Raw genomic sequence first — 24,841 nt, 5'->3', positions numbered from 1 at the left:
GCCGCGCACCGCGCCCGCGCGGTGGCCGTCCCGGTGCCTCGGCCACCCGAGGGGTCACCGCCCGCGCCCTCCCGCGCGGGCGGCACCCCGGCCGGGCGGCCGGGGCCCGCGGGCCCGTCGCAGGCCGCATCCGCCGTGTCCGCCGCGCCCTCGGTACCCGCCACCGCCGGGCGGCCGCGCCGTCGACGGCCACGACGACGCACCTTCCCGGGCGCGGACCCCTCGGCGGCGGGCGCCGGCGTCGGGGATGGACCCGACGACGGCCCGGACTCCCGCTCCGGATCACCCTCGGGCTCCGGAGCCCGCTCCCCGGCCGCCCGCTCCTGCTCCTCCCGCGCCTCCCGCTCGGTGCGACGACGGCGCTCCGTCGCCACGCTCGCCAGCAGCGTGTCCGGCGAGAAACCGCTGTTCAACGACTCGTACAGCAGCTGCGCGAGCAGGTAGGAAGGGTGGCGGCGGAGCGTGTGGCCGAGCACCACGCGCGCGGTGGCGGTGTCCCCCGCGACCCAGGACGTCCAGGCCAGCAGGGTGAGCGGCGGCGCGGCACAGCTCTCGTAGGGCGCCACGCAGCGGGTGGCCAGGAAGCGCCAGAGCCGTTGGACGGACGCGAGCTCGTCCGGTCTGGCGTACTCGGCCGCGCGGTCCCGGACGATCCGGTCCTGGAGCGCCAGCAGCAGCCGCGCCGTCCGCTCCTCGTCGAGTTCCGTGGCCCCGGCGATGAACTCGGCCACGGCCGCGTCGAGCAGCGCGGCGTGCTCCCGCCGGTCGAGCGACAGCCGCAGCCCGGCCGCCGGCCCGGCACCGGCCCGTGCGAGGGCGCCGCGTACGGCGTCCGCAACGGGCGGCCCGAGCGGGGCCAACCCGGCCAGGATCTCCTTGCGGCTGCCGCGCGGAGCCAGCCCGGCGACGGTCGCCGCCACCGCGACCGGGCCGGGGCCGGGCGTGCGGTGGATCGGGTGCCCTGCCGGATCGCAGCACCCCTCCCGCGTGCAGAGGAAGGACCACCAGCGGTCCGCCGAGACGCACAACGACTCCTTGACCCGCACGGCGCGACTCTCGAAGGCCTGCTGCAACCGCTCAGCGAGCGGTCGCAGCCGTTCGGCGACCGGCGGGCCGTGCTCCCCGCCGGGCCGCGGCCCGGCGGGATCCTGGCAGAGGTAGAGGAGGACCTGGACCGGCCGTCGGTCCTGCCGCTCGGAGAGCCGGACGAGGAGGGAGGCCGTCTCCTCGGCGGCGGCCGGCCACTCCTCGGCCGACTCGGGGATGTCCAGCCGGATCACCCCGCCCTGGTGCAGGCCGGGCGGCTGGAGGCCGACCGCGACGATGCTGTCGTCGGGGAAGAAGCCGAGGAGGTAGGGCAGCGCCTCGGCCATGTCGGCCGGGCCCCGCATGGTGATCGGACGGCCACCGGGGCCGTCGCCGAAGGGGAGCGCGATGGGTTCGTCGGTCATGGGCGGAAGGTTGCCGCAATTCCCCGGAGCTCCCGGAAAATTCTTCCGGATCTGTGGATAAACCCGGCCTGTGAATATCTCCTCCCTCGATCGGCCTATCGTCGAGCCACTCTTCCGGGGGAAAATCGGCTGCCGTTCAGCAGAAGAACGGATGAAACACCTCCCGGCTTCGCCCGCTCCGCACCCGCCGCCGTTCGCCCCTTGTCGGTTCCTCGGGGTTACATGGGGGCCATGCAGCAGCCGAAGACCCACACCACCGCCACCCCCGCCGACCGCGCCGAGGTCCGGGCGCGGGCCGAGGCCGTCCTGCGCGAGCTGGCCGGCCCCGGCGCCACCCTCCGCGAGGACCAGTGGACAGCCATCGAGGCCCTGGTCGTCGACCACCGCCGGGCCCTGGTGGTGCAGCGCACCGGCTGGGGCAAGTCCGCCGTCTACTTCATCGCCACCGCCCTGCTGCGGGCCCGCGGCGCCGGTCCGACGGTGATCGTCTCGCCGCTGCTCGCCCTGATGCGCAACCAGGTGGACTCGGCGGCCCGGGCCGGCATCCACGCCCGCACCATCAACTCCGCCAACACCGACGAGTGGGACGCCGTGCAGGCCGAGGTCGCCGCCGGTGAGGTGGACGTCCTGCTGGTCAGCCCCGAGCGGCTGAACAACCCGGACTTCCGCGACCAGGTGCTCCCCAAGCTCGCCGCCTCCACCGGCCTGCTGGTGGTCGACGAGGCCCACTGCATCTCCGACTGGGGCCACGACTTCCGCCCCGACTACCGCCGGCTGCGCACCATGCTCGCCGAGCTCCAGCCGGGTGTCCCGGTACTGGCCACCACCGCCACGGCGAACTCCCGGGTCACCGCCGACGTCGCCGAGCAGCTCGGCACCGGCACGGGCGACGAGCACGCGCTCGTGCTGCGCGGCCCGCTCGACCGCGAGAGCCTCACCCTCGGCGTGCTCACCCTGCCCGACCCGGCGCACCGGCTGGCCTGGCTCGCCGACCACCTGGAGCGGCTGCCCGGCTCCGGCATCATCTACACCCTCACGGTCGCCGCCACCGACGAGGTCACCGCCTTCCTGCGCGAGCGCGGCTTCCCGGTGGCCTCCTACTCCGGCCGCACCGAGGACGCCGAGCGCCGCACCGCCGAGGCCGACCTGCTCGCCAACCGGGTCAAGGCGCTGGTCGCCACCTCCGCCCTCGGCATGGGCTTCGACAAGCCGGACCTCGGCTTCGTCGTCCACCTCGGCTCCCCCAGCTCCCCGATCGCCTACTACCAGCAGGTCGGCCGGGCCGGGCGCGGGGTCGACCGGGCCGAGGTGCTGCTGCTGCCCGGCCGCGAGGACGAGGCGATCTGGCGCTACTTCGCCTCGCTCGCCTTCCCGCCCGAGGAGCAGGTCCGCCGGACGATCGACGCGCTCGCCGAGGCCGGCCGGCCGCTGTCCACCGCCGCGCTGGAGCCCCGGGTGGACCTGCGCCGCACCCGGCTGGAGACCATGCTCAAGGTCCTCGACGTGGACGGCGCCGTCCGGCGGGTCAAGGGCGGCTGGACGGCCACCGGCCGGAGCTGGGAGTACGACACCGCCCGCTACGCCAAGGTGGCCGCCTCCCGGGAGGCCGAGCAGCGGGCGATGCGCGAGTACGCGGCGTCCGGCGGCTGCCGGATGGAGTTCCTGCGCCGCCAGCTGGACGACGAGCAGGCGGCGCCCTGCGGTCGGTGCGACAACTGCGCCGGGCCGCTGCACGGACCGGAGGTCTCGGCGCAGGCCCTGGAGGCCGCCCGTGCCGCCCTCGGCCGGCCGGGCGTCGGCTTCGAGCCGCGCCGGCTCTGGCCCACCGGCATGGACGCGCTCGGCGTCCCGCTCAAGGGCCGCATCCCGGCGGGCGAGCAGGCCGAGACGGGCCGGGCGCTCGGCCGGCTCTCGGACATCGGCTGGGGCACCCGGCTGCGTTCGCTGCTCGCCGACCAGGCCCCGGACGGGCCCGTCCCCGGCGAGGTGGTGGACGCCCTGGTCACCGTGCTGGCCGACTGGGCGCGCGGGCCGGGTGGCTGGGCCGGTCCGGCGACCTCCGACGGTGCCCGGCTGGAGCGGCCGGTCGGCGTGGTGACGATGGCCTCCTCCACCAGGCCGCAGCTGGTCGGCAGCCTCGGGACCAGGATCGCCGAGATCGGGCGGCTGCCGCTGCTCGGGCGGATCGAGTACGCGACCGGGCAGCCGCCGCACGGCTCGCGCAGCAACAGCGCCCAGCGGCTGAACTCGGTGGCGGGCGCGCTGACCCTGCCGCCGGAGACGGCGTCGGCGGTGGCGGCCGCGGGCGGGCCGGTGCTGCTGGTGGACGACCTGGTGGACTCCGGGTGGACGGTCACCGTGGCCGCCCGGCTGCTGCGCCGCGCCGGGGCGGGCGCGGTGCTGCCGCTGGTGCTGGGCGTCCAGGGCTGACCGCCTCCCCGCACCGGCCGGACGCGGCACCGGCCGGAGCGGGGACCTCATCACCAGACCGCGTCACCAGACCGCGTCGCAGCACCCGGATCGCAGGACCGCAGCACCGGATCGGAGTAATCACAGGTTCTCGTATGTCTCTCCGTACCCGGTCGGAACCGTCGACCGGGTACGGAGAGGAGACCGCCGGAAGATCGTCGCGGAAAAGGGGGGACGGAGTTGTCCGGAAGGCTTCGCAGCGCCCGGTGGTCCGGCCGGACCGCGGTCCGGCGACGGCCGGGCCGGTTCCGGGCGGCCGTGGAATATATCCGGCAGAACGTTGGCTTTCGGGCGGCGTTCATCATTTCATCATTGCCGCTCAACCCCATCTGCCCTGAGAATTGGACCGTACCCGGAGCCCGGTCCCTTGGACCATGCCTCTGGCGTACGCAGGCACCCGCGCGCCCGTGGGTCGGGAAGGAGGGTCGTGATCAGCGGAACCGACCGAGGTCAGTATCCCCTCGTCCGGAGTTCGGCCCTCAGACGGGTGCTCGATCTGGAGGCCTGGGCGGCCTCGGGGATCCCGCTGCTCCGCGATCCCCGCGAATTCGTCCTGGAGCTGCACCGGCGCCATCTGCCGCAGCCCGGCACGGTGGTGGTCGCCGTCCTGGACGCCCTGCACCGGGTGACCGCCTCGGCCTCGTTCGCGCCCTGGCCGCACGACACGGACGGCTGGCTGCACCGCAACGCGATCCTCACCCACCTGCGCCAGGTCACCCCGCACGACCTGCGGCTGCCCGCCCCGAAGCGGACGGCCGTCCTGCTGAGCTGCCGCGAGGGCTCGGCCGGCTGGACGGAGCAGGACGGCGCCTGGATGTGGGCGCTGCGGGACGCGGCCGGCCTGCACGGGCTGCGCTGCGGAGCGTATGTCGCGCTGACCCCGGCCGGCTGGCAGATCCTCGGCGACGGGCGGAGCGGACGCAATCCGCACGCGGGTTCGTGGGCGGAGGGGCCGGTCCACACCGTGACGGAACTGCCGCAGCGCACCGCGCTGGAGACCCCGCGCGGCAACCGGTCGCAGCGCGGCGAGCGCTCCCCGCGGTCCCGCCCGTCCGAGCGCCCGTGGGGGCCGGCCCGGGTCGCGGGGATCGAAACGGCCCGGCGCACCGGCACCCGCTGACACACCCGCCGGCCGTTCGTCCACCCGCCCGCGGTCCGGCGCTGCCCACGGCCGACACCCGTGACCGGGCCCCCGGTCCGGAACGTCCAGGCCCGCACACCTGTCGGCGCGCGGCGGGAAGGCCGAGGCCCGGCGCCACGAGGGGTGCCGGGCCGGGATGGTCGTCGGGTCTCCCGGACGGTCAGGGCCGCCGGGCCCCGCCACCGGTGTCAGGCGGGCCGCCGCCGGGGGGCCGGAGCACCGGCCGCGGCGCGCGACGCACCGGCGGTGGCCGGGGCGGCTCCGCCGCAGACCACCAGCAGCGCCTCCGCGTGCCGCAGCGCCTTGGCGTACGCCGCCGCGGCCCGGTCGGCCGGACCGCCGTTGACGGCCAGCACGACCACCGGCCGGCGGGCCGGGCGGGTCAGCTCGGCGTCGGCGTAGAACACGTCGCCGCCCTCGGTGAGCTGCGCCCAGTAGCGCTCCTCGCCGAAGGTGAGCTCGTGCTGCTGCCAGGGGTGCGCCGCACCGACCGTCAGCACCAGGACGGTGCCGGGATCGCGGCCGGAGTCCAGCAGTTGGTCGACGGTCTCGTCCGCGCGGTCCAGCGCCTCCGCCTCGGTGGCGGGAACGTGCCGGACCTCGACCGACGCCGGGCGGGGTGCCGGTCGCGGAGGGGTGGGCTTGGGGATCGGGTTCGGGCGCGGCGAAGGCCCCGGACGGTCCACCCGCGCGGCCGCCGTACGCGGCGCTGCCGGCCGCGGCGGTGCGGGGCGGGGCCCCGGCACCGGGGCCGGCACGGCTCCGACGGCCGACGGTACGGCGGTGGTCGCGCCGCCGGTGGCGGGCACGCGGAGGGCTTGTGCGTCCGACTCGCGGGGGCTGGGAACGCCGGGGCCCGGGAGGCTCTCGTTAATCTCCGGCTCCTCGGGGAAGACAGGCATACCCGGATATCTATCAAATGCCGGTCGGACGCGCACGGGCGCCCCACCCCTTGGGCACCGCCGGGCCCCGCCGGCGACCCGGGCAGCTTCCAGACGTACCGTCAGAAACCGAGCGCGAGCTGCTCGCCGACGGGCTCCGCGGAGCCGGCGCCGCCGGGTCCGGGAACCGTCCGGATCCGCTTCAGGTGGCGCCACCGGGGCAGCCCGTCGAGATAGGACCAGGAGAGGCGGTGGTGTTCGGTCGGACCGAGCTCCTCCAGTGCGGCCCGGTGGACCGGGGACGGGTAGCCGGCGTTGTCGGCGAAACCGTACTCGGGGCACTGCTCGCCGAGATCGGCCATGAGGCCGTCCCGGTGGACCTTGGCGAGCACCGAGGCGGCGGACACGCAGATGCACGACTGGTCGCCCTTGATCACCGTGCGCACCCGCCAGGGGCCGCCGAGGTAGTCGTGCTTGCCGTCGAGGATCACCGCGTCCGGCTCCACCGGCAGTGCCTCCAGCGCGCGGACGGCGGCCAGCCGCAGCGCGGCGGTCATCCCGAGCTCGTCGCACTCCAGCGCCGAGGCGTGGCCGAGCGCGTACGCGGTGACCCAGTCGGCGAGCACGGGCGCGAGCGCGCGGCGGCGGAGCTCGGTGAGCAGCTTGGAGTCGGTCAGACCCTCCGGGGGCCGGCGCAGACCGGTGACGGCCGCACCCACGGTGACCGGCCCGGCCCAGGCGCCGCGCCCGACCTCGTCGAGGCCGACGACGACCTTGGCGCCGGCGCGGCGCAGCGAGCGCTCGACGGAGTGCGTCGGCGGGACGATGGGCATGATGGGGTCCGTTCAGCTGATCGGACTCCAGCCTATGCCACCCGTCGGCACGCCCGGGCGGCGTCGACGTCAGACTGCCGCACCCCCCCGGGGGGCGACCCGGCACCGCCGCGCCCCGAGCCGGCACGGCCCCGCCCCGGAGCCGGAGCCGGAGCGACCTCAGGGGCGGATCAAGGGGACCAGCACCTCGTCGACCAGCTGGTCGACGAACTCGGGGCCGATCCGGCAGCCGCACACCTTGACCCGGTACAGCAGCATCGCCGGAACGACGTCTGCGACCAGCGGGGTGGCCGCGCCCGGACGGACGTCGCCGCGCTCGGCGCCCCGCCGGAGGATGGCCAGGATCACGGCCTTGGTCGGCTCCAGCATCCGCTGGGCGATGAAGTCCTTGAACAGCTCGGCCTGGTCGTGGTCCAGCTCGGCCATCAGCGCGCTCACCGCGCCACCCGCCCGGGAGCTCGCGACGGAGACGAAACTCTCGACGAGGTAGTGCAGTTCGGCCCGGGCGGACCCGAGGGCGGGAGTGTCGGTGGGGCGTGGCAGAGTGGAGTCCAGGGCGTCGATGACCAGTTCCACCTTGGACGCCCACCGCCGGTACAGCGCGGCCTTCCCCGTCCGGGCGGCGCCGGCGACCCCCTCCATCGTCAGCCGCGCGAATCCGCCGGAGGTGAGCTGATCGAGCGCCGCTTCGAAGATCGCCGCCTCCAGCTCCCTCCCCCGCCGCCGACCCGGCCGTCCCAGGGCCTCGGCGACGACCTGGACGGGGCAGGCGGCCCGCGGGGCCTCGGATGCCCGTTGCGCCGACCGACCGGCCGACCGGCCGACCGCAGGAGCTGCCGGGAGACCTGCCGGAAGAGCTGCCGGGAGGCCTGTCGGGAGACCGCCCGAGCGGTCCGCCGCCTGGCGCCGCACCAACTGATCCATTGTCACCAACCCTAAGGAACGCTTGCGTTCATAATCTCGCCAACGCTATCGTCCACATTAGTGAACGATTCCGTTCCTTCATAGCCCGCGGGACGCCGACGGGCCGCGCCGGACCCCGAGGTCCGCAGCATACGAAGCAATAGCCAGCAGGGGGCATCAACTTGGCTATCTCCGACACACTCAGCAAGAACTCTCCACCGCAAGGTGGCCGCAGCGCGCACAAGGGCATCACCCTGGCCGTCATCGCGGCCTCGCAGTTGATGGTGGTGCTCGACGCCACCATCGTGAACATCGCCCTGCCGCAGATCAGGGACGCCCTGGACTTCTCCACCACCAACCTGTCATGGGTGATCAACGCCTACACCCTGACCTTCGGCGGCCTGCTGCTGCTCGGTGGACGCGCGGGCGACATCCTCGGCCGGCGCCGGGTCTTCATCGCCGGCACGCTGCTGTTCGGCCTGGCCTCGCTGCTCGGCGGCTTCGCACAGGACGGCGGCATGCTGCTGGCCGCCCGCGCGCTCCAGGGCATCGGCGGCGCGATCTGCTCACCGACGGCCTTCGCCCTGATCGCCACCAACTTCGACGAAGGGCCCGAACGCAACCGGGCCTTCGGCGTGTTCTCGGCGGTGGCCGGTTCCGGCGCCGCGATCGGCCTGCTGGCCGGCGGTGTGCTGACCGAGTACCTCGACTGGCGCTGGGTCTTCTTCGTCAACGTGCCGATCGCGGTGCTCATCGCCTTCGCCGCGCCGCGCTACATCGCCGAGTCCGAGCGCCACCCGGGCCGCTTCGACCTGCCCGGCGCGCTCACCTCGACGCTCGGCCTGGTCGGCCTGGTCTACGGCTTCATCCGCGCCGCGTCGGACGGCTGGAAGGACGGGCTGACGCTCGGCTCCTTCGCCGCCGGTGTGATCCTGCTGGTCGCGTTCGTGATCATCGAGCGCCGGACCGCGCAGCCGATCACCCCGCTGAGGCTGTTCGCCGACCGGAACCGCACCGGCGGCCTGGTGATGATGCTCTGCGTGGCCGCCGCCATGTTCGGAATCTTCTTCTACATCACCCTCTTCGTGCAGGGCCCGCTGGACTACAGCCCGCTCAAGGCCGGCTTCGCGTTCATGCCGATCAGCGCGTCCATCATCGTGGCCGCCCAGATCGCCTCCAGCCTGCAGGTCAAGTACGGCCCGAAGCCGTTCATGGCGGGTGGCGCGCTGCTGGTCGCCGTCGGGCTCTCCTGGCTGACCTTCATGAACGCGGACAGCGGCTACGTGGACGGGATCCTCGGCCCGACGGTGGTCTTCGGCTTCGGCATGGGCCTGATCTTCGTCCCGGTGATGCTGCTCTCCGTCGCGGGCGTCTCCGGCCAGGAGACCGGCGCCGCCTCCGGCCTGCTGAACTCCATGCAGCAGATCGGCGGTTCGCTCGGCCTGTCGATCCTGACCACGGTGTTCGCGCACTACGCGACCAGCGAGGCCAAGGCGCAGGTGCCCGGCTTCATGGCCACCGCCACGCCGGAGCAGAAGGCCTGGCTGATGGAGAAGCAGGAGTTCCCCAAGGGCACTGCCGCGGCCAACGAGGTGCTCGCACAGGGCATCTCGCACGGCTTCATTGCGGGCGCCGCGCTGGCGGGCCTCGCCTTCGTGGTCGCCGTCGTCGTCATCAAGGCCAAGGCCGCCGACCTGCCGTCGGACACCGCCGGCGTCGCAATGCACTGACCTCACGATGAACTGACGTCACGACGCACCGACGTCACGACGCACCGACCGCGTCGCGACGCACCGACCGCGTCGCGACGCACCGACCGCGTCGCGACGCACCGACCGCGTCGCGACACGCACCGACCGCGTCACGACGCACCGACCGGCCGCCCTCCCGGGGGGAGGCGGACCGGACGGGCAGGGGCCGGCCGGGAGCAGCACGCTCCCGGCCGGCCCTCGCCGTCCCCCGCCCAGCACCGATCCCCCCGTACCGATCCCCGCCCCCGCACCGATCCCCGGCCGGGCTCAGCCGCCGAAGGTGCGGCCTGGGCGCAGCCCGACCCGGTCACAGGCGCTCTTCCCGTCCGAGAGGCGGTCGGCCGCCGGGCGATCGGCGAGGATGTCCCGGGCCCGTGCCCCGGCCAGGCTGGTGGCGTACCAGGGGGTCGGACCGTCCTGCGCCAGGTCGGCGGCGACGACGTTCAGCGCGCAGGTCCGGTAGTCGCCCGGCAGCCGGTCCAGGGCCGGGACGGCGTCCGGTGAGAGGCCGCGGACATTGCGCAGGTCGATCTGCCCGGTCCGCTCGAAGCGGGCCACGTTGTGCTCCGCGACCAGGGCGTCCGGCCCGATCAGCCCGTACCCGGCGGCGGCCAGCGCCGCGCTGAGCACCACCGCGCGGGGCAGCCAGCCGGCCGACGGGGTCAGGCCCGCCGCGACCAGCAGCAGGAAGACCACCCCCAGCCACAGTTCGACCGCCAGCACCCAGAGCCGAAGCGTGGTCAGCCCGGAGGCGTCCACGTAGAACCGCATCCGGCCGAGCGCCGAAGCCACCACGACCAGGGTGAGCAGGCAGAGCGCGACGAGCAGCAACCGCGCCAGCCGGCGGTCGGTCCCGGTCCCGCGCGGCGCCCAGCGCTTGGCGACCGCGACCACCACCAGGGCCAGCACGGTGACCACGAGCAGCTGCCAGAAGCCCTGCCGGGCGTACTCGGAGCGGCTCATCCCGGTGCGCTCCAGCACCGACTCGCCGCCGCCGAGCACCACCACACCCTGCACCACCGCGAAGGCGCCGAACATCAGGTTCAGCGCGACCAGCGGCAGCGCCCACTCCGTCCGGCCCCTGGCCCGGCCCGGCCGGACCCGCGTGCGGTCCCAGCGGCGCGGGCCGGCCGCGATGTGGGCGAAGCCCAGCGCGGTCGCCAGACCGAGCACGAACAGGGCCACCCGAGCGGGGAGCCGGCCGAAGTCCAGGCTGGGCACCAGGCTTCCGAGGACGTCGGCCATGGCGGCGTCGGCACTGGCGAACAGGGCGCCGAAGACGGCAAGCAGCACGGCCGCCACCACGACCCCCTTGAGCACCGGCACCACCCGGGCGCGGCTGTTCCCGCCGCGGGCCCGCAGGCTCGCCCGCGCCCACACCAGGGCCGGCACGAGCTGCCAGAGCACGCCCGGCAGCGCGAGCAGGACACCGCTCCAGCGCCGCCCGCCGTGCAGCGCGAGCGAGGCCAGGCCGAGCGCCAGGACGGTGCTCAGCAGCACCGGCCGGCCGGCCTCGTACAGCGCCGGGACGGCGAGCAGGGCGAGTGCCATCGCGCTCCACACGACCGTCCAGACGCGCAGCCGGCGGCCGGCCGCGCGGGCGGCGATCCCAGCACCGGCGGCGGTGAACGCCGCGCAGAGCAGCAGGTTGACGCCGAGTCCGTCGATCAGGAGCCAGGAGGTGAGCAGGCCGGCCAGCACCGCCGCCAGCACCGTCCGGCCGGCGGCCGGGGCCTTCTTGTCCGGGTCGCTGGGCCGCAGCCAGGCGAACGGCTGCGGCGCGGGCGTACCGGGCACCCGGTACGGTCCGGCGGCGGGACCGGGGCCGTGACCGGGACCGTGGCCGTAGCCGGGCCCGTGGCCGGCACCGGGGCCGTAGCCGGAGGCGGGCCCGCGACCCGGCGCGGCCCCGGACGCGGCCCCGGGCACAGAACCGGCCCCGGCGCCGCCGCCGGGCGACACTCCGTCCGCGGCGGGCGTGCTGAATCCGGACATGGCTTCCCCCTCAATGGTCGGGTGGGCGTGCGGAAGCCACTCTCCGGGCGGTCCGCCGACGAGCACGCGGAACCACACCGGTGAAGGCACCGGGCGCCACGGCCGATGCCGACTGTAGACCATTCTGAACAGGTTCAAAAACGCCGGACCCGGCTCCGTCACACCCCTGTGACAGAACCGGGTCCGATGTCCCGACGCACTCCTGAGCAACGATCAGAGCCCAATCAGAGTCCGATCGGAGCCCGGCGGCGCCGGCCGATCGGCGCCGCCGCGCGCTCAGTACGTCCCGAACAGCGAGTACTGGAACGAGTCCCTCACCGAGGGCCCGAAATCCGCCGGCCACGTCCCGAACGGCACCACCGTGTTGCTGTACGCGCCCTGCCCGGCGGCACCCGTCGAGTAGTTCATGTTGTTGACCGTCGAGCTCGCCCCGTTGCTGTTGTAGACGAACCAGTACGAGGTGCGGGCGCTCAGCGTGAGGTCCACCGGCAGCGAGTTCCACGCGTTGGCCGTCAGCGTGCCGGTCCCCGTACTGGCGACCAGCGTTCCGGGCGAACCGCCCTCGTCGGTGTAGACGGCCAGCTGGTACCGGTTGTCGGGCGCCGCGCTGACCGGACCGACGTGCACGCTCAGCGAGGTGAGCGCCACCGGGTCGGCGCCGGTGGTCACCCGGCTGCCGTTCAGGTGGTTGGAGTCGGTGTCGTCGATCAGCGAGCCCACCGCCGCGTTCCCGATCGTGCGCGGCTCCGCTCCCCCGGTGGTGAACGAGACCGCGTACGGACCCGCCAGCGCGTTCCCGGCGAGGTCCCGCACGCCCTGGACGGTCGCGGTGTACCCGGTGGTCAGCGCCAGCGGGGCGCCCGGGGTGAACACCACGCTCGCCGTCGACGCGTCGTAGCCCACCGTCCCCGCGACGGCCGCGCCGCCCGCGGCGGGCCGCAGGGTGACGGACCCGCCGGTCACGCTCGCCGGGTCCAGCGGCTCCCCGAAGGAGAACCGCACCGCCGCGCCCGGCGCCACCCCGCTCGCCCCGGCGGCCGGGGTGGTGCCGAGCACAGTCGGCGCGGTGTCGTCGTGGCCGTAGTCGGCCGTGTACGAGCCCGCCGCGCCGTCGAAGAACGCGTACGCCACACCCTTGACCGTCTCGACCCGGTACTGCACCTGGCGGCCCCCGGAGGTGATGCCGGTGAGCGTGCCGGCGGCCGCGTTGAACGGCAGCATGGCGCGCAGCCCGGTGGCCCCGCCGGTGATGTCGAAGGTCAGCGAGCCCCCGCCCGGGGCACTCGGGTGCCAGGCCAGCCTGCCGAACGCCGAACCGTTGCGCCCGTCCAGCCAGGTGAGCATCTGCCGGCCGGACACCACCGGCACGCCCCGCGCCCTGGCCGCCGCGACGACCGCGTCCGAGGCGGCGGAGGCGGCGAAGTCGGTGTGGATGTTGGCGGTCAGCGCCGCGTAGTAGCCCTGGGCGCCGTACGCCGCGTCGAGCAGCGTGGTGACGGTGCCCGGGTACGACTGGCCGGACTCGTCGGTGAGCTGGGTGGTGGCCTGGTACTCGTCGATCACGCTGCCGTCGGTGTCGGCGAAGCGCATGATCTGGGCGGTGCCGTTGAAGTAGCCGGGCCGGTCCTGGGTGAAGCTCGACGGGTAGAAGTAGTAGTCGGTGTCCAGCCGGATGCCGTTGGCCAGCTTGGTCTTCGCCTGGGTGGCCCAGTCGTCCCACTCCACGCAGTGCGTGCGGCTGCTCGACGGGTTCGGCAGGTTGGGGTACTTGGCCCGCCAGGCGGCCAACTGGTCGCGGTAGTAGCCCTGCAGGACCGCGGTGCCGCCCCAGGGGCGGCAGTTGGTGGTGACGTGCACGCCGACCTCGAAGCCCTGGTCGCTGTACGCCTTGGCCTGGGCCGGGGTGAGCGGGTCGTCCGTGTAGATGTACGAGGAGCCGCGCACGCACTCCCAGTTGGCGACCGAGCAGCCGGGCGGGCTCTGTGCGAGGTAGCCGTCCCAGCGGCCGGCCGTGCCGCCGACGCCGTGGTCGTCGCCGGTCATCACCACGACGGCCTTGACGTCGCGCGGGAAGTACCAGAACCGGGGCAGCGGCTTGTCGCCGGAGGCCAGTTGGGTGAGCAGGTTGGCGAGCAGCCGCTGCTGCTCGTCGGCGATCGGGATCAGCGCCTTGTCCAGGTCGTTCCAGTCCGGCTGCCCGCCGGTGCCGAAGAACATCTCGCTGGCCTCGTAGCCGTCGACGCCGTCGCGCTGCTGACCGGCCCAGGCGGGGTTGCCCTGACGGGTCTGCACCACCGACTTGGCCAGGTCGTAGCTGAACGCGGCGGCCCGGCCGCTGCCGGCCGCGCGCAGGGTGACCGCCGGGTTGGCGGTCGCGGTCGCCGCGTCGCTGTACAGGGTGGCGACGGCGGTGGCACCGTTCAGCGCGTAGAGGTCGGCGGCTCCGTGGTAGCCCATGGTGTCGCCGGTGATCCCGGCGCCGGGCGCGGCCGCGGTGTTCACCTTCAGGTAGGCATCGGCGCGGGTGCCGGACACCGGGGTGAGGCCGAACAGCGACGCGAGCTGCTTGTCCGGGCGCATCGCCACCAGCTGTCCGCCGGCGTTGGTCCAGGTGCTGAACAGGTTCGCCTGGGCTGCGGTGAGCGGCGTCTCGCCGAGCAGCACCACGTCGGCGGAGGCCAGTACGGCGCTGGTGACGGCGGAGACGTCCACCTGGCGGTAGGCGTTCAGGCCCTCCGCCTTGAGGATCTCCGCCAGGTAGCGGGTGTACGGGTTGGCCTGGCTGGTGACCAGCAGGATCGGGCCCTCCGCGCCCGGCCCGACGCCCGGGGCCGGATCGGACGGGGCCACCTCGGCGGTGGTGTACGTGGCGTGGATCGAGAAGCTGGTGGCGATCGTGGTGACCGGGCCCGCGGTGGTCGGCCAGCTGCCGAACGGCTGGCCGGCGTTGCCGTAGGCGCTGGTGCCGCCCGGGGTGTAGCGCAGGTTGTTGACGGTGGGGCCGGAGCCGTTGGTGTTGTAGGCCAGCCAGTAGGGGGTGTTGGCGACCAGGGTGGCCGTCACCGGGACGCTGTTCCAGCCCGGCCCGGTGAGGGTCGCGGTGTCGCTGCTCGCCAGCAGGGCCCCCGGACTGCCGCCGTCGTCCTGGTAGATCGCCGTCTGGAACCGGTCGTTGGGTGCGGCGTCCACGCTGTCCACGTACACCGAGATGCTGCTGACCGTGCCACCGGACGAACCGGTCACGTAGCGCGAGGCGTTGAGGTAGTGGGAGTCGGCGGTGTCGGTGCGGACGCCGGCCTCGGTGGGGCCCAGCGTCGCCGTGGCGGCCGCCGCCGGGGGCGCGCCCGGTCCGGTGGCCAGCGCCGCGGCGGTGGCGAGCGCCGCGAGCAGGCCCACCGCCCGCCGCCGCCACGATCCGCCCCTGCCTCTGTCGCCACCTCTGCCCGCGCCGCCCGTACCCGCTCGTGCGCGCATGCCGGTACCCGCGTCCGCCATGACCGCCCCCCTGTTTCATCTCGGCCAACTCCCCCTAACGGTGTACCGGTTGCCCGTCGGCCGTGTCCACAAAATCACCACATTCGCCATCGGACGGCGTGAACCCCGACGTCCTCCCCGGGCAACGCCCCACCGGCCCCGGGAAAAGCCCCACCGGCCCCGGGGCGGAGCCGGGGTCACCCCTTGACCGACCCGGCCAGCAGCCCGCGCACGAAGTAGCGCTGGAGCGCGAAGAACACCCCCAGCGGGATCACGATCGACAGGAACGCCCCCGCCGTGAGCAGTTCCCACCGCCCGCCGAAGGAGCCGGACAGCTGCGCCAGTCGGACCGTCATCGGCGCCACCTCCGGTGTGCCGCCGGCGAAGGTGAGCGCCACCAGCAGGTCGTTCCAGACCCAGAGGAACTGGAAGATCGCGAACGAGGCCAGCGCGGGGGTGCAGAGCGGCAGCACGATCGAGCGGAAGATCTTCATGTGCGAGGCGCCGTCCACCACCGCCGCCTCCATCAGGTCGCGCGGCAGCTGGGCGATGAAGTTGTGCAGCAGGAAGATCGCCAGCGGCAGCGCGAACATGGTGTGCGCCAGCCAGACCGGCGCGTAGGTGCCCTTGAGGTCCAGCGCCGGCAGCAGCGTCAGCGAGCCCAGGTGCGCCCCGCCCGAGAACAGCTGGAGCAGCGGGATCAGCGCCATCTGCAGCGGCACCACCTGGAGCGCGAAGATCACGAAGAACAGCGTGTCGCTGCCCCGGAACCGCACCCAGGCCAGCGCGTACGCGGCCATCGCCGCCAGCACCAGCGGGAACAGCGTGGCCGGCACGCTGATCGCCAGCGAGTTCACCAGGAAGGGCATCAGCCCCGTGGAGACGCCGGAGCCGCCCTCGAACAGCACGGTGTGGTAGTTGTCCAGGCCGAGGTCCGGGTGGAGCAGGGCGTTCCACCAGCCGTCGGCGGTGACGTCCTGTTTGGGACGCAGCGAGGTGACCAGCAGCCCGAGCGTGGGAACGGTCCACAGCACCGTCACCACGATCACGAAGACCGAGCCGAGTGGGGAGGAGAAGGCCTTTCGGACGGCGTTGCCGTCGCGCCGTACGCTCATCGGACCGCACGCTCCTTGCGCAGCTGGAGGATGTTGTAGGCCACCAGTGGCAGCACCGCGAGGAAGAGGAGCACCGCCAGGGCGCTGCCCCGCCCGGTGTTGAACTGGACGAAGGACTGCGAGTACATCTCGTTGGCCAGCACCTGGGTGCCGAAGTTGCCGCCGGTCATGGTGCGGACGATGTCGAAGGCCTTCAGCGTGGTGATCATCACCGTGGTCAGCACCACCACCACGGTGGTGCGGATCATCGGCACGGTGACGTACCAGAACAGCCGCACGCCCCGGGCGCCGTCCAGCCGGGCCGCCTCGGTGACCTCGTCCGGGATCGCCTTGATCGCCGCCGAGAGCACGACCATCGCGAAGCCGGTCTGCACCCACACCATGACGGCCATCAGCAGGAAGGTGTTGAGCGGCTGGGAGAGCAGCCAGTTCGGCGGATCGTCCCAGCCGAGCGTGATCGCCACCTGGCTGAGCAGGCCGATCTGCCGCTGCGAGGGGTCGCGCGACTCGTAGACGAACTTGAAGATGATCGAGGCGCCGACCAGCGAGATCGCCATCGGCATGAAGAGCAGCGACTTGTAGACGGCCTGACCGCGCATCCGGTCCACCAGCAGGGCCAGGACGAGGCCGAGACCGGTGGCCGCCAGCGGGGCGATCACCAGCCACAGCAGGGTGTTGACCAGGACGTCGCGCACCGAGTCGTTGGTCAGCGCCCAGCGGAAGTTCTCGCCGCCGACGAACCGGCTGCTGTCGTCGCTGTGGAAGCTCAGGTAGACCGTGCGGACCAGCGGCGCGACCAGGCCGACCAGCAGCAGCACCACGGCCGGGCCGAGCAGGACCAGGACGGCCAGTGGGCGGGCGAGCCGGCCGGAGGCGCGCCCGGCGACCAGGAAGACCAGCAACAGGATGCCGAGGAAGCCGGCGATCGCTCCGAAGCCGTTGCCGAACTTGACCATCGCGTCGCCCCAGGCGCCGGCGGAGAGGGACATGGCGGGACGTCCTTTCCCAACGGAGGGCGGAACGGGGAACCGGGAGGAACGGAAGGTGAGAAGACCCGGGGCCGCGCACGCCGGGGACAGCGGGCGGCGGCAGGGCCGGGCGCGCGGGCAGGGCCGGGGCGCGGAGAAGGGCGGGAGCACGGGGAGGGGGGAGCACGGGGAGGGGTGGGCGGTGCGGGTGGGTGGCCCCGCACCGCCCTTCGGCAGGTGGTCCTGCGCCGCGCCGCTACTGCGGCCAGGCGGCGTCGATGTCCGCGGCGGTCTTCTGGATCGACTGCCCCTCGGCGAACCAGGCGGTGAGCGACTTCCACTCCTGCCCGGCGCCGACCGCGGCCGGCATCAGGTCCGAGCCGTCGAACCGGAAGGTCGCCGCCGGGTCGGTGAGGGCGTCGGCGGAGATCCGGTCGATCGGATCGGTGTACAGGCTCTTGTCCACGCCCTGGTTGGCCGAAACCCAGCCGGTCGCGGTCCGCACCCGGCTGCTCGCCCACTCGCTGCTGGACAGGTAGTTCTGCACCGCCTGCACCTCGGGCCGGTTCGCGAACGCGGTGAGGAACTCGCCGCCGCCCTCGACCGGGTTGGCCACCGACGGGCTCACCGCCGGCAGCGGGAAGGCGAAGATGTCGCCGTCCGGGCCGATCCTGGTCTCCTTGGGCCACTGCGCCTTGTAGAAGGAGGCCTGCTGGAGCATGAAGCACTTGCCGGTGAGGATCGGCGCGCCCGCGTCCTGGAAGGTCGTGGTGGCGATCGACTTCACATCGCCGTAGCCGCCGTTGACCCAGGCCGGGTTCTGCATCCAGTCGGCGACCGTCTTCATCGCCGCGGCGATCTTCGGGTCGGAGAACCTCACCTGGTGGTTCACCCACTGGTCGTACACCTCACCGCCGTACGAGCCGAGGACCACCTCCTCCAGCCAGTCGGTGGCCGGCCAGCCGGTGGCCGTGCCGGAGGCGATGCCGCCGCACCACGGCTTGCCGCCGCCCGCCTTGGCGATCGTGTCGCTGAGCGCCATCAGGTCGGCCCAGGTCTTCGGCGGGGTGTAGCCGGCCTGCTTGAACGCCTTGGGCGAGTACCAGACCAGGGACTTCATGTTGGCGCTCATCGGCGCGGCGTAGAAGGTGCCGTTGACCGAGCCGTAGGCCTTCCAGACCGGGCTCCACTTCCCCTGGTTGGCCACGGTCTGCTCCGGCGGCTTGACCACCTTGCCGCTCTTGACCATCTGCGCCAGCAGGCCGGGCTGCGGGATGATCGCGAAGTCCGGGGCGTTGCCGCCGCTCACCCTCACCGGCAGCTGGGACTCGAAGTCGTTGCTGCCCTCGTAACTGATCTTGATGCCGGTGCACCTCGCGAAGTCCGCCCAGGACTTCTCCAGGTTGTCCGACTCGGGGCTGAGGATCGAGGCGAAGACCGTCACCGTCTTGCCCGAGTGCCCGGCGTACGGCTGGTAGGCGGCGCAGTCGGCGGAGAGGGTCCGGCCGTCGCCCGACCCTCCCGAACTTCCGGAGCTGTCCGAGCTGTTGGAACAGGCCGCGGTCAGCGCGGCGGCGGCCAGCAGGGCCACCGCCGCGAGCGGGCGGCGCGGGCGGCGCCGGTGCCTACGGTCGGCGGGCGGCAGGGCGGTCGTGGACGGCACGGTCGGGGTGGGAGTCAACGCGGTCCTCCTCGCCAGGGCGTGAACGCTCGGCTGTACGACGGAACGACATTGCGCTGTACAGGAGTTGGACGTTCGGCATGGACGCGGCGGCCGGCCGATCTGAAGACGTTAACGCAGCCGCCACGCGCCGCCAAGGTCCGGGAACGTCCTTCGTTCCCGGGGGTCCCGGTTGTGACCGGCCCTGTCCGGAGGAACGCCGGCCCCGCCCGGAGGAACGGCGCGGGGCCGCGCGGGGCCGCGCGGGGCCGCGCGGGACCGGGCGGGACCGGGCGGGGCCGCGCGTCAACAACCGGAGCCGGAGAGAAGAAACGAATCTTCTTCAGAACAGGCGGACCGGAAGCTCCTTCAGCGCGTTCACCACCAGCGAGCCGCTCGGCCGCAGCTCCTCGTCCGGCACCGCGAGCGACAGCCCGGGGAACCGCTCGAACAGCGCCGGCAGCGCGATCCCCGCCTCCAGCCGGGCCAGCGGCGACCCCGGGCAGACGTGCGGCCCGTGCCCGAAGGACAGGTGCCGGATCGGGTCCCGGGTCAGGTCGAACACCTCGGCGGTCGCACCGTGCTGCGCCGGGTCCCGGCCGATCGCGTTGTACGAGATCAGCACCGGCTCGCCCGCCGGAATCACCGTGTCGCCCACCGGCACGTCCTCGGCGGCGAACCGGAACAGGAAGTTGCTGGTCGGCGGCGTCCAGCGGAGCGACTCCTCCACCACCGCGTCCCAGCCGACCTTCCCCTCCCGCACCAGCGCGAGCTGGTCCGGGAGGGAGAGCAGCGCCCGCACCGCGTTGCCGATCAGGTTCACCGTGGTCTCGTGGCCCGCCGCGATGATCACCCGCAGGGTGGCCGCCGCCTCCGCGTCGGTCAGCGCCCCGCCCTCCGCGTCGGCCAGCAGCAGCACGCTCGCCAGGTCCTCGCCCGGGACCGCCCGGCGCTGCGCCACCAGCCCGTTGACGAAGGCGTTCAGCCCGGCGATGGTCGCCTGGATGCCCTCGGGGTTCGGCCGGGCGCCGAAGAACCGCTCGTAGAGGTCCCGCAGACGGCCGTGCTCCGACTCCGGCACGCCCAGCAGCGAGCAGATCACCGTCATCGGCAGCGGGAAGGCGAAGGCGGACTTCAGGTCCACCACCGGCTCCCCCGCCGCCAGGGTGTCCAGCAGCTCACCGGTGATCACCTCCACCCGCGGGCGCATCAGCTCCACCTGACGCGGGGTGAACGCGTGCGCCACCAGGGCGCGCAGCCGGCGGTGCTCGGCGCCGTCGGTGGTCACCATGCTCGGGCCCGGCACCGCGAGGCCGATCAGCGGCCAGGTCCTCGGCACCTCGCCGCGCCGGTAGGCCGCCCAGTGCCGGGCGTCCTTCACCAGCCGGGCGTCGGTCAGCAGCTCACGGGCGGCCGCGTGCCGCGTCACCGCCCAGGCGGCGACTCCGCCGGGCAGTTCCACCGGCACCACCGGACCGGCGGCGCGCAGCAACGCGCCCTCGGCGGCGTTGTCGCGCGCCAGCGGATCGAGGGCGATCGGGGCGGGGGCGGTCATCGGCTACGACTCTCCTTCGGTTCGGGTCCAGCGGTCGCGGGGTCCAGCGGCCCCTGGGGCCCTGGGCCCGGCGGCCGCGCGTCAGCCCGCGTACTCCGGGGTGAACGACACCGGCAACGCCACCAGCCCGCGTACCCAGGCGGACGGCCGCCACACCAGCGCGTGCTCGGCCACCGCCAGGCGCAGGTCCGGCAGCCGGTCCAGCAGCACCTCGACCGCCGTCGTCGCGATCACCTCGGCCGCCTCCTGCGCCGGGAACGGGCAGCCGTGCTCGCCGTACGAGTAGCTCAGGTACGCCCGGTTCCCCTCGGCCGGCCGCCCGTCCGGCCGACGCACCGAGGGGTCCGCGTTGGCACCCGCGAAGCCCAGCAGCACCATGTCCCCGGCGGCGATCCGCTGCCCGCCGAGCCGGGTGTCCCGCACGGCCCAGCGGCCGGCGAAGATCTGCGTCGGGGTGTCCTCCCAGAGCGCCTCGTTCAGCGCCTGGCCGATGCTGCGCCGGCCGCCGGACAGCGAGGCGGCGAACCGCTCGTCGGTGAGCATCAGCCGCAGCGCGTTGGAGACCCAGTACGAGCAGGGCTGGTGACCGGCGATCAGCAGCACCCGCAGGTCCCGCATGACCTCCTCGTGAGTCAGGCCCGCCGGGTGCGCCAGCATCCGCGAGGCGATGTCCTCGCCCGGGTGCGCGGCCTTCTCCTCGACCAGCCTCAGCATCACCGCGAGCAGCCGCTGCGCACCGGCGGGCGCGTCCGCACCCCCGTCCAGCATGGTCAGCAGGCCCTCGATGAGCACCGGCGCCTGCTCCTCGCTCAGCCCGAGCACCCGGCAGAGCACCAGCAGCGGCAGCCGGTGCGCGTACTCGGCCACCAGGTCCGCCTCGCCGCGCCCGGCGAACTCGTCGATCAGCCGGTCGGCCAGCTCCTCGCACTGCCTGCGCAGCTCGTACGGGTCGACGGCGGCCAGCGCGTCGGTGACCGCCCGCGAGCGCCGGACGTGCTCCTCGCCCTCGGCGTAGAGGATCGACGGCACCGGGGCCATCATCGGCTTGAGCGGCCAGTCGCCGGGGATCTCCGACCAGCCAGTCCAGCGGGTGGAGTCCCGGCCGAACAGCTGCGGCTGACCGGTCACCAACTGGAGCTCTCGGTAGCCGATCACCAGCCAGGCCGGCACCCCGCCGGCCAGCTCGACCGGTGCGACCGGGCCGTGCGCGGCCCGCATCTCCCGGTAGACCTGGGACGGGTCGGTCTGGAAGCGCGGCCCGTACAGCGGGACGGCACCGGCGTGCGCCGGGCAGCCCGGCGGCGGGGTGGCGGCGGGCTCGGTCACGGGGTGCTCTCCTCAAGGACGTCAAGGACGGGGGCGGCGCCGACGGGGACAGCGGGGAGGGCGGGGACTGCGGCGGGGGAACCCGCCCGCTCGGCCTCGACCCGGGCGGTCAGATGACGGACCAGCTCGATCAGCACCTGCTTGCCGGACGCCCGGTCCCGGGCGTCGCAGTCCACCAGCGGCACCTCGGGCGGCAGGTCGAGCGCCGCGCGGACCTGCTCCAGGGTGTGGGTGGGCTCGCCGAAGTTGTTGCGGGCGACGATGAACGGGGTGCCGTGGTGCTCCAGCCGGTCGATGGCGTACCAGGAGTCCTCCAGCCGCCGGGTGTCCACCAGCACCACCGCGCCCAGGGCGCCGTTGAACAGCCGGTCCCAGAGGAACCAGAACCGTGCCTGCCCCGGCGCGCCGAACAGGTACAGCACCTGGCTGGCGGAGAGGGTGATCCGGCCGAAGTCGAAGGCGACCGTGGTCGACCGCTTGCCCCAGGCGCCGGTGGGGTCGTCGATCCCCTCACCGGCCTTGGTCATGATCTCCTCGGTGTTCAGCGGACGGATCTCGCTGACCGCGCCGACCAGGGTGGTCTTGCCCACGCCGAAGCCGCCGACCACGACGATCTTCAGCGCGTTGTCGGCGGTGCGGCGCAGCGGCGTCCGCCCGGTCGGCCGCTCGTCCCGGTCCTCAGAGCTGTTGGAGTCCATGCAGTACCTGCTTCAGCGTGTCGAGATCGGGCAGCCGGGCCCTGGTCGGTGCGAACCGGGGGTGGCGGGCGGTGATCGACCCGGCCTCCAGCAGATCACCGAGGAGGATCTTCACCACCGACACCGGCAGCGCCAGCTCCGCGGCGAGCTCCACGACGGCGGTCGGCGCCTCGCACATCCGCAGGATGCGCGCGTGCTCCGACTGCATGCCCGGTTCCGGCTCCCGCTCGGCGACGATCAGCGTGACCAGGTCGAACGCGTTCTCCGGGGGCCGGCTGCGACCCCTGGTGATGGTGTACAGGCGGTCCGGTTCGTCGTCCCGGCCCGGCACGACCGGCCGTCCGTCGGTGTTCCCCCGGCCCGCGCTCATGCCCGGGCGCTCCCGTCGGCGGCCCGCGCGGCCGCGGCGTCCTCCCGGGCCGGGGCGCTGAGGTGGACGCCGATCTGCTCGATCAGCCCGTGCATGTTGTGGCCGACCACGCCCACGTCGGCGTCCTCGTGGGTGACCACGGCGAGGTGGGCGCCCTCACCGGCCGCCACGATGCACAGCACGCCGCCGTGGAACTCGGTCATCGACTGCCGCACCCCGCCGGTGCCGTCGCCGAACTCGACGGACGCGCCGTGCGCCAGGCTCTGCAGGCCGGAGGCGATGGCGGCGAGCTGGTCGGCCCGGTCGTTGTCGAGGCCGGAGGTGTGGCAGAGCTTGAGGCCGTCGGCGGAGAGCACCAGGGCGTGCCGGGTGCCGGGGGTGCTGGTCAGCAGGTTTTCCAACAGCCAGTCGAGGTCGCGGTCGGTGACACTGCTCATCAGGAGTCCTTCTCGGTGACGGGGGAGACGTCGGAGGCGGGGTCGGTGGCGGACCGGGCGCCCGGAGTGCCGGTGGCCGGTGCGGCTGCCCCGGCCGACGCGCCGTCCGCGGCCGGTGCACGGTCCGTGGCCGGCAGGGCGGCCCGGCGGAAGGCGCCGAACCGGGCGGCGGCGCCCGCCGCGTCGGGTCGGGCGGCCCGCTCGGCCGGGGCGGCCGCGGGGGTGGCCGAGCCGAGCGTCTGGCCGCGGCGGCGCTGCGGCAGCCCGCTGTCCGTCACCGCGGGGGGCTGGACGGAGGTGGCGGGCGCCGGGCGGGCGGGGGTGAGCGCGGGGCGCGCGGCCCGTTCGGCGGGTACCGACGCGGGCGCGGGTGCGGGCGCGGCGGCCGGGACGGGCGCCGGTGCGGGGTGCGTGACCAGCTGCTGCGGGATCAGCATCACCACGCCGGTGCCGCCGCGCGCGGAGGGCCGGAAGGAGATCTGCAGCCCGTGCTTGCGGGCCAGCACCCCGACCACCGCAAGGCCGATCCGGGTGCCCGCCGACAGCGTGGTGAGGTCCAGCGCCTCCGCCGAGACGGCCTGCTCGGCGCGGCGCAGCCAACTTTCGCTCAGGCCCAGGCCGCTGTCCTCGACGGTGATCGCCAGACCGGCCGGCACCTCCTCGACGTAGACGTGCACCTCGGCCGGCGGGGCGGAGAAGTTGGTCGCGTTGTCCAGCAGTTCGGCCAGCGCGTGCATCACGCCCTCGGCGGCGAACCCGGCCACCGCGGCCGTGCTGGCATTGTGCAGCCGCACCCGCTGGTAGGCCCCGATCCGGCCGAGCGCACCGCGCAGCACCGACTCCACCGGGATCGGCTTGCCCCAGCGCCGGCCGGAGCGGGCGCCGGTGAGCACCGCGATGCTGTCGGCCATCCGGCCCGCCTGGGCGGTGGAGTGGTCCAGGCTCAGCAGGTCGCCGAGGACGTCCTCGTCGTGCCGGTGCTGCATCTCGCGCAGTTCGGCGTGCATGCTCGTGGCGAGTGCCTGGACCCGGCCCGCGGCGGTCGCGCAGACGGCCAGCGCGGCGGCCCGCAGCCGCTCGCCGCGGCCGATCTCCTCGGCGACGGCGCGCAGCAGCGCGCGCTGGGGGTGGTCCCGGTGGGCGGCCAGCGCGGTGTCCACGGTCGCGCCGGTGCGCAGCCGCTTCACCACCTCGGGCAGCACCTCGTCGGCCAGCCGGTCCACGACGGCCCGCTCGGCGCGCTCCGCCTCGGCCTGTGCCCGGGCCCGGGCGGCGTCCGCGCAAGCGGCCGTGACCTCCTCCTCGGCCCGCCCGAGCGCGGCCCGTGCCTCGTCCCGCTCGGCCTCCGCGGCGGCGGCCCGCGCCTTGGCGGCCGTCTCGGCCTGCTTGGCCGCACCGGCGACGACCAGCGCCGTCATGGCCTCGTCGTCCTGTCCGGCCAGCTCGGCCTCCAGCCGCCGGGCCCGCTCGGTGGCGCTCCCGGCCTGCCAGACGGCGATCAGCCAGAGCGCGGTGACGGCCACCACCGCGGCCGCGGTCACCGGCTGCCCGGCGTCGACCGCCCGCATCACCCCGACCGGCCCGACCACCGCCGCCAGCAGGGCGGCCGCCGCCGTCAGGGCCCTGGTGCGGACGTCGGGTCGACGGAGCGGCCCGCCGTCGGGGCTGGTGGGTCCTGTCATCGGTGCGGTGTCCTCGGCAGAAGTCGGGCGAATGCGCGACCGCCCGGCCGACGTAGTGAAACGTCTCCGGGCGGCGATTCGGTTCACGCAGTCGGCCGATCATATCCATTCAGACGTTCCGCTCAACCGACA

General features: G+C 74.1%; 18 protein-coding genes. 3 read left to right on the top strand and 15 right to left on the bottom strand.

The features are described 5' to 3' along the window. A partial coding sequence (locus ACFVVU_RS32910) for a DUF4192 domain-containing protein (protein ID WP_387793777.1) occupies window positions 1-1,451 on the bottom strand: 1,451 nt, incomplete at its 3' end. A 222-nt stretch (window positions 1,452-1,673) separates the two neighbouring features. Here ACFVVU_RS32910 and ACFVVU_RS32905 point away from each other — a divergent pair. Both ACFVVU_RS32905 and ACFVVU_RS32900 read left to right on the top strand, forming a co-directional pair. Continuing rightward, entirely contained in the window at window positions 1,674-3,881 is a 2,208-nt protein-coding gene (locus ACFVVU_RS32905) for a RecQ family ATP-dependent DNA helicase (protein ID WP_387793776.1), read from the top strand. 526 nt (window positions 3,882-4,407) lie between these two features. After that, window positions 4,408-5,040: a hypothetical protein gene (locus tag ACFVVU_RS32900; protein WP_387793775.1), complete on the top strand. Its 633-nt coding sequence runs from the start codon at window positions 4,408-4,410 to the stop codon at window positions 5,038-5,040. Window positions 5,041-5,249: 209 nt separating this feature from the next. Here the strand turns inward: ACFVVU_RS32900 and ACFVVU_RS32895 are convergent, their stop codons facing one another. The 3 genes from ACFVVU_RS32895 to ACFVVU_RS32885 all read right to left on the bottom strand — a co-directional run bounded on the left by ACFVVU_RS32895 (window position 5,250) and on the right by ACFVVU_RS32885 (window position 7,699). Further along, entirely contained in the window at window positions 5,250-5,747 is a 498-nt protein-coding gene (locus tag ACFVVU_RS32895) for a hypothetical protein (RefSeq protein ID WP_380686450.1), read from the bottom strand. Between the two features lie 317 nt (window positions 5,748-6,064). Continuing rightward, window positions 6,065-6,775: a ribonuclease HII gene (locus ACFVVU_RS32890; RefSeq protein WP_380686452.1), complete on the bottom strand. Its 711-nt coding sequence runs from the start codon at window positions 6,773-6,775 to the stop codon at window positions 6,065-6,067. A 159-nt stretch (window positions 6,776-6,934) separates the two neighbouring features. Further along, window positions 6,935-7,699, bottom strand: coding sequence for a TetR/AcrR family transcriptional regulator (locus tag ACFVVU_RS32885; protein WP_387793774.1), 765 nt, complete (start codon window positions 7,697-7,699; stop codon window positions 6,935-6,937). A 161-nt stretch (window positions 7,700-7,860) separates the two neighbouring features. Here ACFVVU_RS32885 and ACFVVU_RS32880 point away from each other — a divergent pair, with 161 nt between their 5' ends. Beyond that, on the top strand, window positions 7,861-9,408 hold the full coding sequence (locus tag ACFVVU_RS32880) for an MFS transporter (RefSeq protein WP_387793773.1): 1,548 nt from the start codon (window positions 7,861-7,863) through the stop codon (window positions 9,406-9,408). Window positions 9,409-9,696: 288 nt separating this feature from the next. Here ACFVVU_RS32880 and ACFVVU_RS32875 read toward each other — a convergent pair whose 3' ends face one another. From ACFVVU_RS32875 to ACFVVU_RS32825, 11 genes are all read right to left on the bottom strand, one after another. Continuing rightward, a complete protein-coding gene (locus ACFVVU_RS32875; RefSeq protein ID WP_387793772.1) occupies window positions 9,697-11,226 on the bottom strand; it encodes a DUF4153 domain-containing protein in 1,530 nt (509 codons plus the stop codon). 474 nt (window positions 11,227-11,700) lie between these two features. Then, window positions 11,701-14,820 carry an Ig-like domain-containing protein gene (locus ACFVVU_RS32870; protein ID WP_387793771.1) on the bottom strand — a complete coding sequence of 1,040 codons (3,120 nt, stop codon included), beginning with the start codon at window positions 14,818-14,820 and terminating at the stop codon, window positions 11,701-11,703. A gap of 275 nt (window positions 14,821-15,095) precedes the next feature. After that, window positions 15,096-16,013: a carbohydrate ABC transporter permease gene (locus tag ACFVVU_RS32865; protein ID WP_380686984.1), complete on the bottom strand. Its 918-nt coding sequence runs from the start codon at window positions 16,011-16,013 to the stop codon at window positions 15,096-15,098. After that, window positions 16,010-17,002, bottom strand: a complete 993-nt coding sequence (locus ACFVVU_RS32860) for a carbohydrate ABC transporter permease (RefSeq protein WP_380686986.1) — start codon at window positions 17,000-17,002, stop codon at window positions 16,010-16,012. The genes ACFVVU_RS32865 and ACFVVU_RS32860 overlap by 4 nt, the downstream gene beginning before the upstream one ends. A 235-nt stretch (window positions 17,003-17,237) precedes the next feature. After that, window positions 17,238-18,662, bottom strand: coding sequence for an ABC transporter substrate-binding protein (locus ACFVVU_RS32855; protein ID WP_387793770.1), 1,425 nt, complete (start codon window positions 18,660-18,662; stop codon window positions 17,238-17,240). Window positions 18,663-18,984: 322 nt separating this feature from the next. Next, window positions 18,985-20,196 (bottom strand): cytochrome P450, encoded by a 1,212-nt coding sequence (locus tag ACFVVU_RS32850; RefSeq protein ID WP_387793769.1) that lies wholly within the window; start codon window positions 20,194-20,196, stop codon window positions 18,985-18,987. An 81-nt stretch (window positions 20,197-20,277) separates the two neighbouring features. Beyond that, complete coding sequence (locus tag ACFVVU_RS32845) at window positions 20,278-21,522, bottom strand: cytochrome P450 (protein ID WP_387793768.1); 1,245 nt, start codon at window positions 21,520-21,522, stop codon at window positions 20,278-20,280. Next, complete coding sequence (locus ACFVVU_RS32840; protein WP_387793767.1) at window positions 21,519-22,220, bottom strand: ATP/GTP-binding protein; 702 nt, start codon at window positions 22,218-22,220, stop codon at window positions 21,519-21,521. Before ACFVVU_RS32840 ends, ACFVVU_RS32845 begins: the two co-directional genes overlap by 4 nt. After that, window positions 22,201-22,590: a DUF742 domain-containing protein gene (locus ACFVVU_RS32835; RefSeq protein WP_387793766.1), complete on the bottom strand. Its 390-nt coding sequence runs from the start codon at window positions 22,588-22,590 to the stop codon at window positions 22,201-22,203. Before ACFVVU_RS32835 ends, ACFVVU_RS32840 begins: the two co-directional genes overlap by 20 nt. Continuing rightward, a complete protein-coding gene (locus tag ACFVVU_RS32830; protein ID WP_387793765.1) occupies window positions 22,587-23,027 on the bottom strand; it encodes a roadblock/LC7 domain-containing protein in 441 nt (146 codons plus the stop codon). The genes ACFVVU_RS32835 and ACFVVU_RS32830 overlap by 4 nt, the downstream gene beginning before the upstream one ends. Then, complete coding sequence (locus ACFVVU_RS32825; protein ID WP_387793764.1) at window positions 23,027-24,709, bottom strand: sensor histidine kinase; 1,683 nt, start codon at window positions 24,707-24,709, stop codon at window positions 23,027-23,029. The genes ACFVVU_RS32830 and ACFVVU_RS32825 overlap by 1 nt, the downstream gene beginning before the upstream one ends. Window positions 24,710-24,841: the final 132 nt, after the last annotated feature.

This window comes from Kitasatospora sp. NPDC057965 (assembly GCF_042887135.1).
Classification (GTDB): domain Bacteria; phylum Actinomycetota; class Actinomycetes; order Streptomycetales; family Streptomycetaceae; genus Kitasatospora.
This window is presented reverse-complemented; position numbering and strand designations above follow the sequence as displayed.